The sequence below is a fragment of the Enterobacter sp. CPE_E863 genome (genome assembly GCF_046521465.1).
Lineage (GTDB): Bacteria > Pseudomonadota > Gammaproteobacteria > Enterobacterales > Enterobacteriaceae > Enterobacter > Enterobacter adelaidei.
In genome coordinates this window covers 295,568-309,890 of sequence record NZ_JBKFZX010000001.1, presented here as the reverse complement: position 1 = coordinate 309,890, position 14,323 = coordinate 295,568, and the positions used below count along the sequence as shown (strand labels likewise).

Here is a 14,323-nt window from a genome sequence, read left to right as displayed (position 1 = left end):
GACGGGTAACAACAGAAATTTTGCGCGCTTTCTGTTATCCTTGCGCCGCAATTGCATTATTAACCAGAGGCTTTACATCGTTTATGTCCGGCTGGCCACGAATTTACTACAAATTACTTAATTTACCATTAAGCATCCTGGTAAAAAGCAAGTCTATCCCAGCAGAACCCGCGCTGGAATTGGGGCTCGATACGTCGCGCCCCATTATGTACGTTTTGCCTTATAACTCGAAGGCAGACTTACTGACGCTTCGCGCCCAGTGCCTGGCGCATGACTTACCTGACCCGCTTGAACCGCTAGAAGTTGACGGTACTCTGCTGCCGCGCTACGTGTTCATTCACGGTGGACCGCGCGTGTTTACCTATTACACGCCAAAAGAAGAGTCCATCAAGCTGTTCCATGACTATCTCGACCTGCACCGCAGCAATCCTGATCTGGATGTGCAGATGGTGCCAGTATCGGTGATGTTTGGTCGTCGCCCGGGTCGTGAAAAAGGTGAAGAGAATCCACCGCTGCGCATGCTTAACGGCATCCAGAAGTTCTTCGCGGTCTCCTGGCTGGGACGCGACAGCTTTGTGCGTTTCTCCCCTTCCGTTTCGCTGCGTCGAATGGCGGACGAGCATGGCACCGATAAGATCATCGCGCAAAAACTGGCGCGCGTAGCGCGTATGCACTTCGCCCGTCAGCGCCTCGCTGCCGTTGGGCCGCGTCTCCCGGCGCGTCAGGATCTGTTCAACAAGCTGTTGGCCTCCAAAGCGATTGCCCGTGCCGTCGAAGACGAAGCACGCAGCAAGAAGATTTCACATGAGAAAGCCCAGCAGAACGCCATTGCACTGATGGAAGAGATTGCAGCGAACTTCTCTTACGAGATGATTCGTCTGTCCGATCGTATTCTCAGCTTTACCTGGAACCGTCTCTATCAGGGCATCAACGTCCATAACGCCGAGCGTGTACGCCAACTGGCGCATGATGGCCATGAAATTGTCTATGTCCCCTGCCACCGCAGCCACATGGACTACCTGCTTCTCTCCTATGTGCTTTATCACCAGGGGCTGGTACCGCCGCATATCGCGGCCGGTATTAACCTGAATTTCTGGCCAGCTGGCCCGATTTTCCGTCGACTGGGCGCCTTCTTTATTCGCCGTACCTTCAAGGGCAATAAGCTCTACTCCACGGTGTTCCGCGAGTATCTGGGTGAGTTGTTCAGCCGCGGATATTCCGTTGAGTACTTCGTGGAAGGTGGTCGCTCCCGTACCGGCCGTCTGCTCGATCCGAAGACCGGCACGCTGTCCATGACCATTCAGGCCATGCTGCGCGGAGGAACTCGTCCAATCACGCTGGTGCCAATCTATATCGGCTATGAGCATGTGATGGAGGTGGGGACTTACGCTAAAGAGCTGCGTGGCGCGACTAAAGAGAAAGAGAGCCTGCCGCAAATGCTGCGCGGTTTGAGCAAGCTACGTAATCTCGGACAGGGCTACGTGAACTTTGGCGAGCCGATGCCGCTGATGACGTATCTGAACCATCACGTTCCGGAGTGGCGCGAGTCTATCGACCCTATCGAAGCGGTTCGTCCGGCCTGGCTGACGCCAACGGTCAACGGCATCGCGTCTGAACTGATGGTGCGCATTAACAATGCTGGTGCGGCTAACGCTATGAACCTGTGTTGTACGGCGCTTCTGGCGTCTCGCCAGCGTTCACTGACTCGCGAACAGCTGACAGAGCAGCTCGATTGTTATCTCGATATGATGCGCAACGTCCCGTACTCGGTTGACTCGACGGTACCTTCTGCGAGCGCCAGTGAGCTTATCGATCACGCTTTGCAGATGAACAAGTTCGAAGTCGAAAAGGACACGATCGGCGACATCATCATTCTGCCGCGCGAGCAGGCCGTGCTGATGACGTACTATCGCAACAATATCGCCCATATGCTGATGCTGCCGTCACTCATGGCAGCTATCATCACCCAGCATCGTCGCATTTCACGCCAGGAGCTATTGCGTCACGTTGACACGCTCTACCCGATGCTGAAAGCGGAGCTGTTCCTGCGCTGGAGCAAGGATGAACTGGCTGGCGAGCTGGATAAACTGACGGAAGAACTGCGTCGTCAGGGGCTGATCACTGTTGTGAACGACGAGCTGCATATCAATCCGTCACGTTCCCGTACCCTGCAACTGCTGGCGGCCGGTGCGCGTGAAACGCTGCAGCGTTATGCCATTACATTCTGGTTGCTCAGTGCGAACCCGTCTATCAACCGTGGAACGCTGGAGAAAGAGAGCCGGACGCTGGCACAGCGCCTGTCCGTTCTGCACGGTATTAACGCTCCTGAATTCTTCGACAAAGCGGTCTTCAGTTCACTGGTTCTGACGCTGCGTGATGAAGGCTTTATCAGTGATACGGGCGATGCCGAACCGGAAGAGACGCTGAAGGTCTACCAGATGCTGGCTGAACTGATTACATCTGATGTGCGTCTGACGATTGAGAGTTCAACGCAGGGCGAGTGATAATAAAAAGCCGGGCGGAGTTTTCACTCTTCCCGGCCTGTCTTTCGCAGAATGATTAAGGCCCGGTAAGCGCTAACGCTACCGGGCCTTATTTTTAGCCTTGGCAAATCACCGCATTTAACTCAGCAGCGTAAAGGCAATCATCCCGACAATTGCGCCTGTCGTACCGAGGATGGTTTCCATCAGCGTCCAGGTTTTCAGCGTCTGCGCTTCGGTGGCACCGGTAAATTTACCGAACAGCCAGAAACCTGCGTCATTCACGTGAGAAACCACGATAGACCCACCTGCAATACAGATAGACAGCGCAGCCATTTGCGCGCCTGAGTAATGCAGCTGTTCAATCACCGGCATCACCAGACCCACTGCGGTTAAACACGCGACGGTCGCAGAACCCTGAATGATACGCACCGCAGCCGCCAGCACGAAGCAGGTCACGGCTATCGGCAAGCCCATTCCGGTCAGCGCTTCACCCAGAGCGGGACCCACGCCGGAATCCACCAGTACCTGCTTGAACACCCCACCCGCACCGATCACCAGCAGAATAATGCCAGCCGGTTGCAGCGCTGCGCCGCAAATCTCCATGACCCGGTCTTTCGGCATCCCCTGGCGCATCGCCAGGCCATAAATCGCCACCAGACACGCCACCAGGATCGCCGTGAACGGATGGCCAATAAACTCAAACCATTCGTACGCGCTGGAACCTACCGGCACAAAGCGCGCGGCAATGGTTTTCAGCCCAACGAGCACCAACGGGAGCAGGATCAGTGACAGACTGAAGCCGAAGGATGGCATTTTACCTTCGCCGAGGTGCGGCTCGGTGATGTCATCCGGAATGTGCAGTTCAACGTAACGGCTGATGAAGTTGCCCCACAGCGGACCGGCAATAATCATCCCCGGGATCGCCGCACACAGACCAATCAGGATCATCCAGCCGAAATCAGCGTGCATCTGAGATGCCAGCAGCATCGGCGCTGGCCCGGGCAGCAGGAACGCCGCTGCCGCTGCCACGCCCGCAAACAGTGGGATAACCAGCTTCACGAGGTTAGTCCCGGTGTGGCGCGCCATAGAGAACGCCACGCTAATCAGCAACACAACCGCCACTTCAAAGAACAGCGGCAGGGCACAAATCAGACCGGCCAGACCAATCGCATAATGCGCACGGTTATGTCCGAAGGATTTCAGCATCTTGACGGCTATCTGATCAACAGCGCCTGTCTCATGTAAAATCTTGCCAAACATCGCCCCAAGCGCGACGACAATCGCCAGGAAGCCCAGCGTACCGCCCATCCCTTTTTCCATGGTCGCTGCGATTTTGTCGAGCGGCATCCCGGAAAAGAGACCTGCACCAATAGAAACCACCATCAAAGCAACGAAAGCGTGCATACGCGCCTTCATCACTAAAAACAGCAGCAGCAACACGGAACCCACTGCTGTCAAAACAAGCGTTAATGTACTCAAAACTTACTGCCTTTTATTAATGACCTCGATGGTGCTGGCAACAACACCTTCCAGTGACTGATCGATATCAACCACTAAGACATCTTTCTCATCTTCACCCGGTTCCTGCAGCGCTTCGAACTGCGTCACCAGCATCTGAGTCTTGAAGAAGTGACCTTTGCGCGCCTTCAGACGGCTTTCAATCACCTCAAAATCCCCTTTCAGGTAGATGAAAGAGAGGTTCGGGTTGCCGTCACGCAGCAGGTCACGGTAGGTTTTTTTCAGCGCGGAGCAAACGATAAGGGAAACTTTGTTGGTGCGCTGCATCGCGAACGCGGCGTCATTCAGCGCCTGCAACCACGGTTTGCGGTCGTCGTCGTTCAGCGGCTCGCCGGAGGCCATTTTCATGATGTTGCTGCGCGGATGGAGGAAGTCACCATCAAGAAACGCAGCCTGGAGTTGATGCGCCACTTCGCTGGCCACGGCTGATTTCCCGCTACCGGAAACGCCCATCAGGACGTAGACGTGGTGATCATGATTAGTCGTGCTCAAAGGGTGTCCCTCAGTCAATTGTTACGGGTAACAGTTATCGGTAACATTGTCCTGCCGGGGCAAAAGCGAAGCAATATCCAAACGTGCGAGAAGTGAATAAGTGTGAGCTAGCTCAAATTTGTCAGCTCAAATAGATCCACCCGGTGACAAGGTGAAACCTAAATCTAACATTTTAGGGGTAACCGTCTCGCCACGAATGCGCGCCAGCAGGCGTTCTGCGCCAATACGCCCCATACGTTCACGCGGTGTCAGGACGCTCGCCAGACGAGGCTCCATGACCTGGCCGATATCGTGGCCGTGGAAACCGGCAATCGCCATATCACGCGGGATGGAAAGTCCCAGACGCTGACATTCGAACGCTGCACCGACAGCAAGGTCATCGTTGGTACAGAAAATACCGTCCAGTTGCGGATACTCGCGCCGCGCCTGACGCATCAGCTCAATACCCGACGTATAGGAAGAGGACTGCTCCACCATCACGCTGTACGGGATTAAGTTCGCGTCGAGCATCGCCTGCTCGTATCCCTTCTGCTTGATGATAGTACGTTCATCAAGACGCGCTCCCAGATAGGCAATGTGACGATGACCGCGCGCGATAATCGCCGCCGTCATCTGACGTGCCGCTTCGAAGTTATCAAAACCCACGGCGATATCGAGGCATGGGGACTGGCTGTCCATCAGCTCCACCACCGGAATGCCCGCCACTTCGATCATCTTCAGCGTGCGCGGCGTGTGGGTACGTTCCGTTAAGATAAGGCCGTCGATGTTCCAGGAAAGCATGGACTCAAGACGTTCCTCTTCCAGCTCCGGCTTGTACCCGTAGTGCGCAAGCATGGTCTGATAACCAAACGCATCGGTCACACTTTCAATTCCGCGCAGCACTTCGGCGAAAACCTGGTTGGTTAAAGAGGGAAGCAGGACGCCCACCGCACGACTGGTCGCATTGGAGAGAATATCGGGTGCGCGGTTAGGGATATAACCCAGTTCATCAAGAGCCGCGGCAATCTTGCCACGCAGCGCCACGGAAACCTGCTCCGGGTTACGTAAAAAGCGGCTGACCGTCATTTTGGTCACACCAACGCGGTCAGCGACATCCTGAAGTACGGGGCGTTTCTTTTTCATCGTCCTGAGAAATCTTGAAGTGAGAGATTTGCTCAGTTTATCACGGACAAAGCCCAACCTTCCCCTGTCAGAGGGAAGGTTGGGCATTTATTTATGATTTATTACACCGGAGGCAGGTCAAACAGCAGAATTTCACTCTCGCTGTCAGCGTGTACGGAGATCGCCTGCTCGTCCCAGATGGCCAGGCCATCAGCCGTTGTTGCTTTAGTACCGTTGATGGTGACTTCACCTTTCACCACCTGGATCCAGATGCGGCGGTTAGCAGCAATCTGATGAACAGACTGTTCGTCTTTCGCCAGCGCCCAACGATACAGTTCCATATCCTGATGCACTTTCAGGGAGCCTTCTCGCGCATCCGGGGACAGCACCAGCTGTTTACCCTGTTTAGCGTCGAAGCGGCGCTGCTCATAGCGTGGCGTGATGCCGGTTTCTTCTGGAATAATCCAGATTTGATACAGGTGCAGTTTTTCCGTTTTGCTCGGGTTGTACTCAGAGTGACGAACCCCGGTACCCGCGCTCATAATCTGGAATTCGCCCGCAGGAACCTGCTCTTTGTTGCCCATGCTGTCCTGGTGTTCAACCGCGCCTTCCAGCACATAGGTCAGAATTTCCATGTCTTTGTGCGGGTGAGTGCCGAAGCCCTGTCCTGCATCAATCACGTCGTCGTTAATCACGCGCAGTGCGGAGAAGCCCATGAAGTTCGGGTCGTAGTAGTCGGCAAACGAGAATGAATGCCATGAGTCCAGCCAGCCATGATTCGCGTGACCACGTTCGTTTGCTTTGCGTAAGTAGATCATTGTTTTCACCCTCAGTTCGTTTCGATGGAGTAAGTGTGGACGCAAACGGCCTGGGATCATAGAGGGTGAAAATTGACTCCTCTGTTCAAAAATTATGAACAAGCGCAGAGGAGCCATTTTTGCTTATTTCGCGAGGGTTACCGTGGCAGGAGAAGCCTGTTCAAAGGCCCGTTCAAGGATTTCAAGGTTAGTCAGAACGTCAGATTCCTTGACGTAATTCGCCGCACCGCTATGGATAGTCGCAAACAGTGCATCGTACACGCGGCCATAATCACCCACCTCGGGCTTCAGCTCTTCTCTGGCCGTCGTGCCATCCGCCTTCACATATTCCAGCACGCCAACCGAATCATCCGCCGCAAAGCCCGGTTCACCCGGCATGATATTGGCCTTCAGGCTGGTCTCCTGCTGGTCAATACCGTATTTGATAAACGAGCCTTTCGTACCGTGAACGATAAATTTCGGATAGTCGATTTTCACCAGATGGCTGGTTTTGACAATGGCTTTCAGGTCGCCGTAGAACAGCTGCGCTTCAAACGTGTCGTCCGGGTTGGCTTTGTTACGCAGGCTGCGGATGTCATATGCCACGTAGTCCGGGCGACCAAACAGGGAGATGACCTGATCCATGGTGTGTACACCCAGCCCATAGAATGCGCCATCCTGAGGCAGACCAGGTTGGGTTTCTGCCACCGGGCGATAGTAGTCAAAATGACTTTCAATCTCGACGATGTCACCGAGCTTACCGCTCTCAATCGCTTTTTTCGCCGTCAGGAAACAGCTGTCAAAGCGACGGTTTTGATATGGCGTAACGGTCAGCCCTTTACTTTTCGCCAGTGCGAACAACGCCTTCGCTTCGGCGATGGTCGGCGTAAACGGTTTTTCCACCAGCACGTTTTTGCCTGCTTCCAGGGCGCGTTTCGCGTAGTCAAAATGGCTGTCAGCATGAGTACAGACAACGACCAGTTTCACCTGCGGATCGTTAAGGATTTCGTCCAGATCGCTGGTGAAATGGATGTGGGAATACTGCGGAGACTGCTCCTCTGGCTTCGCGCGGCGGCGGTAGATATGGGCCACATGCCAGGAATCTTTACGATGAAGGACATACGGAAGGTGATAGCGGGTCGTACTTTTACCAAATCCAATAAATGCGCAATGTAGTGTCATGGCTCAGTCCTTTTGGAAGGTTACTGAGATCTACCATAACAAAAAAAAAGCCAGCTAAAAGCTGGCTAAAGTAATACTGGAAGCAATGTGAGCAATGTCGTGCTTTCAGGTTCCCGTAGCGGTCTTCCTGAATGCAGGACAATAATAATCATTCTCATTCGCAGTTGTCCAATACTTTTTGCAAAAAATAGCGGTTGACTCAAATTTTAAAGTCACTGATGTTAAAGAGGACATTAACCCACAGAGGACGAAGGAATGAGTGAGATAGTGATACGCCACGCTGAACCGAAAGATTATGACGCTATTCGTCAGATTCACGCCCAGCCGGAGGTGTACCACAACACGCTACAAGTCCCTCATCCTTCTATGGAAATGTGGCAGTTGCGGCTAAGCGATCAGCCTGGGATTAAGCAGTTAGTTGCCTGCATTGATGATATCGTCGTCGGGCATCTCACGATTGATGTCGCACAGCGGCCGCGCCGCAGCCACGTCGCTGATTTCGGTATTTGTGTAGGGGCGCAGTGGCACAACCGCGGCGTTGCCAGCGCGCTGCTTCGCACCATGATTGATATGTGCGACAACTGGCTGCGGGTTGATCGTATTGAGCTGACGGTGTTTGTCGACAACGAACCGGCCATTGCGGTCTACAAGAAGCACGGATTCGAAATTGAAGGCACCGGCAAACGTTACGGACTGCGCAACGGCGAGTATGTCGATGCGTATTATATGGCGAGAATGAAGTAGTTTGTTGCCCTCACCCTGTGGGAGAGGGAATGAAAAACGTAGGCCGGGTAAGGCGAAACCGCCACCCGGCAATATAATCAATACCCCGCCGTTAAATCATCCACCGAACGCGGGTCCGATGCCCCAAACAGTGCGCCATCCGGCCCGACCATAATGCTCTGGGTGCTCCCCATCGCCTCTTTCACCGCCACCTTCTGTCCGCGCTGCTCCAGCAGTTTGATCGTATCCGGGCTAAAGCCCTTCTCGACACGCAGCTCATCCGGCAGCCACTGATGGTGGAAACGCGGGGCATTGGTCGCTTCGGCAACGTTCATCCCAAAGTCGATACTGTTCACGACCATTTGCAGCACAGTCGTGATAATGCGGCTGCCGCCCGGGCTACCGGTCACCAGCCAGATTTTACCGTCTTTCACCACGATGGTAGGCGACATGGAAGACAATGGACGCTTCTTCGGCCCCACCGCATTCGCATCACCACCGACCAGCCCGTAGACGTTCGGCACACCCGGTTTGGCAGAGAAATCATCCATCTCGTTATTCAGCAGAATGCCGCTATTGCCCGCCACAATCCCGGTGCCGAAGGTGGTATTCAGCGTATAGGTCACCGCCACCGCGTTACCGTCTTTATCCACCACCGAGAAATGGGTGGTCTGGTTGCTTTCGTACGGTGCCAGCTTGCCCGGGCGGATCTCACTCGACGGCTTAGCCTTGTTGATGTCGATCTGTTCAGCAATCGATTTGGCATAAGCCTTATTGGTCAGCGCCTGCCACGGCACCTTCACGAAGTCCGGATCGCCGAGATATTCCGAACGGTCAGCGTAGGCATGCTTTTCCGCCTCGGCCATCACCTGCATGGCATCGGCACTGCCGAAGCCGAATTTGTGCATATCGAAGTTTTCAAGAATGTTGAGGATCTGCACGATGTGAATGCCACCAGAGGACGGCGGTGGCATGGAGAAGACTTCGTAGCCGCGATAGGTTCCACTGATCGGCGCACGCTCCACCGCCTTGTATTCTGCCAGATCCGCTTTGGTGATGAGCCCGCCGTTCTTTTGCATCTCTTCAGCAATCTGGTCTGCAATCGCGCCTTTGTAGAAGGCGTCCGGGCCGTGCTCCGCAATCAGCTCCAGGCTTTTGGCAAGGTTCTTCTGCACCAGCTTATCGCCCTTCTTCAGCGGCTCACCGTCTTTCCAGAAGATCGCCTTGCTGTTTTCATGGTTCGGAATGACTTCACTACCGTAGGTTTTGAGATCGTCGGCCAGGGCGTCATTCACAATAAAGCCATCCCGCGCCAGCTTGATGGCAGGCTGCACGACTTTGTTCAGCGGCAGAGTGCCGTATTTTTCCAGCGCCAGAGAGAAGCCCGCCACGGTGCCCGGCGTGCCGGACGCGAGATGCGAGGTCAGCGATTTTTTGCTGTCCGGATTGCCCTGATCGTCAAGGAACATATCGCGGGAAGCCTTGCCGGGAGCCATTTCACGGAAGTCGATAGCCGTGGTTTTCCCGTCTTTGGTGCGCAGCATCATAAACCCCCCGCCCCCCAGGTTACCCGCCTGCGGATGCGTCACCGCCAGCGCGTACCCGACGGCAACAGCCGCATCCACCGCGTTACCGCCCTGCTTGAGAATGTCGACGCCCACGCGGGTCGCCAGTGCATCCACGGATGCCACCATCCCGTGGGTTGCCCTCACGGGATGAAAGACATCTTCCTCCACGCCGTAAGAGACTGGCGGTGCCGCTGGCGGGTTGGCCGCCACGCTAAATGTGCCGCCTGCCATCAGCGCGGCGATCGCTACCCAGCGTAAAAATGTTGGTTTCATCATTATTGTTCTCCAGGTGAAGGGATCCATATTCCCCGCTTAAGCCTGGTTCACAACTCCTAAAAAATCATCGTCATGGTGAAATCAGGGTAAACTTAAGAGAGGCCTCAAAAGGAGGAAATGACAATGAAACGCTTACTGATTCTTACCGCGCTGTTACCGTTTACCGCGCTCGCACAGCCACTGAATACCATGAACAATCCGAACCAGCAGGGTTATGTCATTCCGAGCCAGCAGCGTATGCAGACGGAGATGATGAGCCAACAGCAGCAGCAAAAAGGGATGCTTAACCAGCAGTTGAAAACGCAGACCCAGATGCAGCAGCAAAGCCTGCAAAATCAGATGAACGCCAACACTCAGCGCGTGCAGCAGGGCCAGGTACGGGAACAGCCGCTGCCCAACCATAACGGTGGCATGTTAGGCAACGGAACAATGCAGAGCAGCGGACAGCAGCATATGCTGCCGCCGCAGTCGAATGGCAGTATGCTTAATCCGCAGAACTAAAGTCCGGGCCGATGACGTCAATCGCATCGGTACAGATGCTGTCCACGCCCCAGCGCAGCAGTTCGGCTGCACGCTGGGGTTTATTGACGGTGTAGACCAGAATATGCAGACCCGCGTCTTTCAGCATCTTCACGCGCGCCTCATCCAGCAACTTGTGATTGAGATGGATAGAGACACACGCTAAACGGATAGTCAGCTCGCGCCAGTCTTCGCGCCACTCATCCAGCAATAGCCCGCGCGGCAGTTCCGGCACGGCCGCCTGCGCCGCCTCCAGGGCGTCAATTTCAAACGAGGAGAGCAACGGCGCGGTCATTCCTTCCCACAACTCACGCGCGGCCAGCGCGATGACCTTGCCCGTTAGCGGCCCGGTGCCGGTTGTCGGTTTGATTTCAATATTGGCCATCATCCCGTGCTGACGGCAGCGGTCCGCCACTTCCGCCAGCAGCGGCAGCGGCTCGCCTTTGAATTCACCGCTGTACCAGCTTCCGGCATCCACTTTCAGCAGATCGCGCCACGGCAATTCACCCGCCACACCCCAGCCGTTGCTGGTGCGTTCGAGGTTATCGTCATGCAGCAGGAAAATTTCGCCGTCTTTCGACAGCTTGGCGTCGAATTCGATCATCGTGTGGCCGTAACGCGCGCCAACATCAATTGCCGCCAGGGTGTTTTCCGGCGCCAGTTTACCGCCGCCACGGTGGGCGACAATATGGGGATAAGGCCAGTTGCTCATACTCGTTGTCCTGTTTCACCGTCAAATAAGTGCAGGTGATTTTCCGGCAGATGCAGCCATAGCGTGCTGCCGGCTTTAGGGCGTTCCTGATGTGCCAGACGCACCACCATTTTTTGCTCGCCCCAACGTCCGTGCGCCAGGTTATCAGCCCCCAGCATCTCCAGCGTATCCATCACCAGCGGTACGCCGCCTTCCGCCTGAGAGGTTAAACCAATATGCTCCGGGCGGATACCGAGCGTCATTTTACGCCCGGCGTAGCCACGATAGTACCAGTTGATTGGCAATGCCATCCCGCTTTCCAGCTCAAAATGGGTTCCAGCACTGCTGATACGCCCTTCCAGCAGGTTCATTGCCGGGCTGCCGATAAAGCTCGCCACAAAGCGGGTGGCCGGTTTTTCATACACTTCAACCGGGGTGCCGATCTGCTCAGCTATCCCCTTGTTCATCACCATCACGCGCTGGGCGAGCGTCATCGCTTCGACCTGATCGTGGGTCACGTACAAAGAGGTGGTTTTCAGGCGGCGATGCAGCTGCTGTAGCTCCAGGCGCATCTGCACGCGCAGCTTGGCGTCGAGGTTGGAAAGCGGTTCATCAAACAGGAACACCGCCGGGTCACGCACAATCGCGCGCCCCATCGCCACACGCTGACGCTGACCGCCGGAAAGCTCACGCGGTCGGCGCTTCAGCAGGCCATCCAGCTCCAGAATGCGGGCCGCTTCTCTCACGCGCTCCTCGATATGCCCTTTGCCCATTCCGCGGATTTTCAGCCCCCAGGCCATGTTCTCTTCCACACTCATGTGCGGATAGAGCGCGTAGTTCTGGAACACCATCGCGATGCCTCTGTCTTTCGGCTCCATTTCGGTGACGCGCTGACGGTCAATCCAGATATCCCCGGAGGTCACGCGCTCAAGCCCCGCCACCATGCGCAACAAGGTTGATTTACCGCAGCCGGACGGCCCGACCATCACGATAAATTCGCCGTCCGCCACGTCGAGCGTTAACGGCTGAATAACCTGGGTTTTGCCATCCCAGCTTTTAGTAACTGCCTGAAGTTTTAAACCTGCCATCTTATTTCTCGCTATCGACCAGGCCACGGACAAATGCACGTTGCATGGCTAAAACAATGACTACGGGTGGGATAAGGGTGAGCAGCATCGCCGCCATCACCTGGTTCCAGAGGGTGGTACCTTCACCAGTGGCGATCATGCCTTTGATGCCTGCCACGGCAGTGCCGAGGTTGACGTCCTGAATAATCAGCAGTGGCCACAGGTACTGGTTCCAGCCATAGATAAAGGTGATCACAAACAGCGCCGCGAGGTTGGTTTTCGACAGCGGCAGCACGATGTCGCGGAAGAAGCGCATCGGTGAAGCGCCGTCGATACGCGCGGCTTCAATCAGCTCGTCCGGCAGGGTCATAAAGAACTGGCGGAACAGGAAGGTGGCGGTCGCCGAGGCCATCAGCGGCAGGGTTAAGCCCGCATAGCTGTCGAGCATCTTCAGGTTGGCGATGACCTCCACCGTCGGGAAGATACGCACCTCCACCGGCAACATCAGCGTAATAAAGATCATCCAGAAGAACAGGTTACGCAGCGGAAAGCGGAACCAGACGATGGCAAAGGCCGAGAGCATCGACACTGTAATTTTGCCCACCGTGATACCGAACGCCATGATGAAACTGTTGAGCATCATCAACCAGAACGGTGCGCTGTTAACACCCACGCCCTGCGTCCAGATGGTCGACATATTCTCGAAAAGATGACCGCCCGGGATCAGCGTCATCGGCGTATCAAACACCGCCTTGGTGTCCAGCGTGGCGGCGACAAAGGCCACGTACAACGGGAACAGGATGACAATAATCCCTAAAATCAGCATGGTATGGCTGAAAATCGTCAGCCCGCGACGGTTCTCAATCATTGGTAGCGCACCTTACTTTCGACATAACGGAACTGCACCACCGTGAGGATGATGACAAGGAACATCAGCACGACGGACTGCGCGGCAGAGGCCGAGAGATCCAGGCCAGCAAAACCTTCGCGGTAGATCTTATAGATAAGCGTCGTTGTCGCCTGCACCGGGCCGCCTGCGGTCGCTGCGTCGATCACCGGGAAGGTATCGAAGAAGGCGTACACGAGGTTAACCACCAGCAGGAAGAAACTCACCGGGGCGATCAGCGGCAGCGACAGCCTGAAGAAACGACGAATAGGCCCTGCGCCGTCAATTGCCGCAGCTTCCACCAGCGAGCGCGGAATGGACTGCAGCGCGGCAAAGAAGAACAGGAAGTTGTAGCTGATCTGCTTCCACACCGAGGCGAATACCACCAGGAACATCGCCTGGCCGCTGTTCTGCGCGTGGTTCCAGTCGTAGCCGAACTCTGCCAGGAAGTGGGTAATCAGCCCGCGGCCAGGGTTAAACAGGAAGATCCACAGCACGGCAGCGACGGCGGGCGCTACGGCGTAAGGCAGCAGCATCAGCGTTTGATACAGACGGCTGCCGCGCACCACGTAATCCACCAGCGCGGCGAAAAACAGCGAGGCAACAAGGCCGCTGACGGTGACCAGCGCGCTGAACTTCATCGTCGTCCAGAAGGAGTCCAGGTAGTAGCTGTCATGGAACAGCGCGGTGAAGTTGTCCAGGCCAACAAACTGGCTGGAAAGCCCGAACGGATCGACGCTTTGCACCGAATACCACAGCGCTTCGCCCGCAGGCCAGATAAAGAAGATAACGGTGATGACCAGCTGTGGCGCGACCAGCAGATAGGGCAGCCAGCGGGACCGGAACACCGGACGGGATGATGACATTGAGATTTGGTTCCTGAACAATGCCGGGTGGCGGCTGCGCCTTACCCGGCCTACAAATATTTCTCCCTCTCCCCGTGGGAGAGGGTTGGGGTGAGGGCATCAGCCCGCACGATCCCCGTAGGCCCGGTAAGCGCAGCGCCACCGGGCGAATCAC

Annotated in this window: 13 protein-coding genes; 3 read left to right on the top strand and 10 right to left on the bottom strand. The window is 55.6% G+C overall.

All coding sequences use genetic code 11. The features are described 5' to 3' along the window. Nucleotides 1-83 precede the first annotated feature (83 nt). Complete coding sequence (gene plsB, locus ACLHV8_RS01465; protein WP_108089402.1) at nt 84-2,504, top strand: glycerol-3-phosphate 1-O-acyltransferase PlsB; 2,421 nt, start codon at nt 84-86, stop codon at nt 2,502-2,504. A 117-nt stretch (nt 2,505-2,621) separates the two neighbouring features. Here plsB and gntU read toward each other — a convergent pair whose 3' ends face one another. From gntU to ACLHV8_RS01440, 5 genes are all read right to left on the bottom strand, one after another. Further along, entirely contained in the window at nt 2,622-3,962 is a 1,341-nt protein-coding gene (gene gntU / locus ACLHV8_RS01460) for a gluconate transporter (RefSeq protein WP_049007738.1), read from the bottom strand. A 3-nt stretch (nt 3,963-3,965) separates the two neighbouring features. Beyond that, nucleotides 3,966-4,493, bottom strand: a complete 528-nt coding sequence (gntK, locus tag ACLHV8_RS01455; protein ID WP_008503362.1) for a gluconokinase — start codon at nt 4,491-4,493, stop codon at nt 3,966-3,968. Between the two features lie 126 nt (nt 4,494-4,619). After that, complete coding sequence (gene gntR, locus ACLHV8_RS01450) at nt 4,620-5,615, bottom strand: gluconate operon transcriptional repressor GntR (protein WP_028017944.1); 996 nt, start codon at nt 5,613-5,615, stop codon at nt 4,620-4,622. A gap of 101 nt (nt 5,616-5,716) precedes the next feature. Next, nucleotides 5,717-6,412: a pirin family protein gene (locus tag ACLHV8_RS01445; protein WP_028017945.1), complete on the bottom strand. Its 696-nt coding sequence runs from the start codon at nt 6,410-6,412 to the stop codon at nt 5,717-5,719. 123 nt (nt 6,413-6,535) lie between these two features. Next, nucleotides 6,536-7,573 (bottom strand): oxidoreductase, encoded by a 1,038-nt coding sequence (locus ACLHV8_RS01440; protein WP_208594806.1) that lies wholly within the window; start codon nt 7,571-7,573, stop codon nt 6,536-6,538. Between the two features lie 255 nt (nt 7,574-7,828). Between ACLHV8_RS01440 and yhhY the strand changes: the two genes are divergently transcribed. Next, nucleotides 7,829-8,317 (top strand): N-acetyltransferase, encoded by a 489-nt coding sequence (yhhY, locus tag ACLHV8_RS01435; protein ID WP_049007740.1) that lies wholly within the window; start codon nt 7,829-7,831, stop codon nt 8,315-8,317. A 77-nt stretch (nt 8,318-8,394) separates the two neighbouring features. On the opposite strand, the gene ggt is transcribed toward yhhY, so the two are convergent. Beyond that, nucleotides 8,395-10,140: a gamma-glutamyltransferase gene (gene ggt, locus ACLHV8_RS01430; protein ID WP_208594805.1), complete on the bottom strand. Its 1,746-nt coding sequence runs from the start codon at nt 10,138-10,140 to the stop codon at nt 8,395-8,397. 123 nt (nt 10,141-10,263) lie between these two features. On the opposite strand from ggt, the gene ACLHV8_RS01425 reads away from it, so the two are divergent. After that, complete coding sequence (locus tag ACLHV8_RS01425) at nt 10,264-10,641, top strand: DUF2756 family protein (protein WP_049007741.1); 378 nt, start codon at nt 10,264-10,266, stop codon at nt 10,639-10,641. Here ACLHV8_RS01425 and ugpQ read toward each other — a convergent pair. Genes ugpQ through ugpA form a run of 4 tightly spaced genes read right to left on the bottom strand, consistent with a single transcriptional unit; the run spans nt 10,625 to nt 14,169 of the window. After that, nucleotides 10,625-11,371 (bottom strand): glycerophosphodiester phosphodiesterase, encoded by a 747-nt coding sequence (gene ugpQ / locus ACLHV8_RS01420; protein ID WP_049007742.1) that lies wholly within the window; start codon nt 11,369-11,371, stop codon nt 10,625-10,627. The two genes, ACLHV8_RS01425 and ugpQ, sit on opposite strands and share 17 nt — an antisense overlap. Then, entirely contained in the window at nt 11,368-12,438 is a 1,071-nt protein-coding gene (locus ACLHV8_RS01415; protein ID WP_028017951.1) for a sn-glycerol-3-phosphate import ATP-binding protein UgpC, read from the bottom strand. Before ACLHV8_RS01415 ends, ugpQ begins: the two co-directional genes overlap by 4 nt. A 1-nt stretch (nt 12,439) precedes the next feature. Then, a complete protein-coding gene (gene ugpE, locus ACLHV8_RS01410) occupies nt 12,440-13,285 on the bottom strand; it encodes a sn-glycerol-3-phosphate ABC transporter permease UgpE (RefSeq protein WP_114979554.1) in 846 nt (281 codons plus the stop codon). Further along, on the bottom strand, nt 13,282-14,169 hold the full coding sequence (gene ugpA, locus ACLHV8_RS01405; RefSeq protein ID WP_023618241.1) for a sn-glycerol-3-phosphate ABC transporter permease UgpA: 888 nt from the start codon (nt 14,167-14,169) through the stop codon (nt 13,282-13,284). The genes ugpE and ugpA overlap by 4 nt, the downstream gene beginning before the upstream one ends. Nucleotides 14,170-14,323 lie beyond the last annotated feature (154 nt).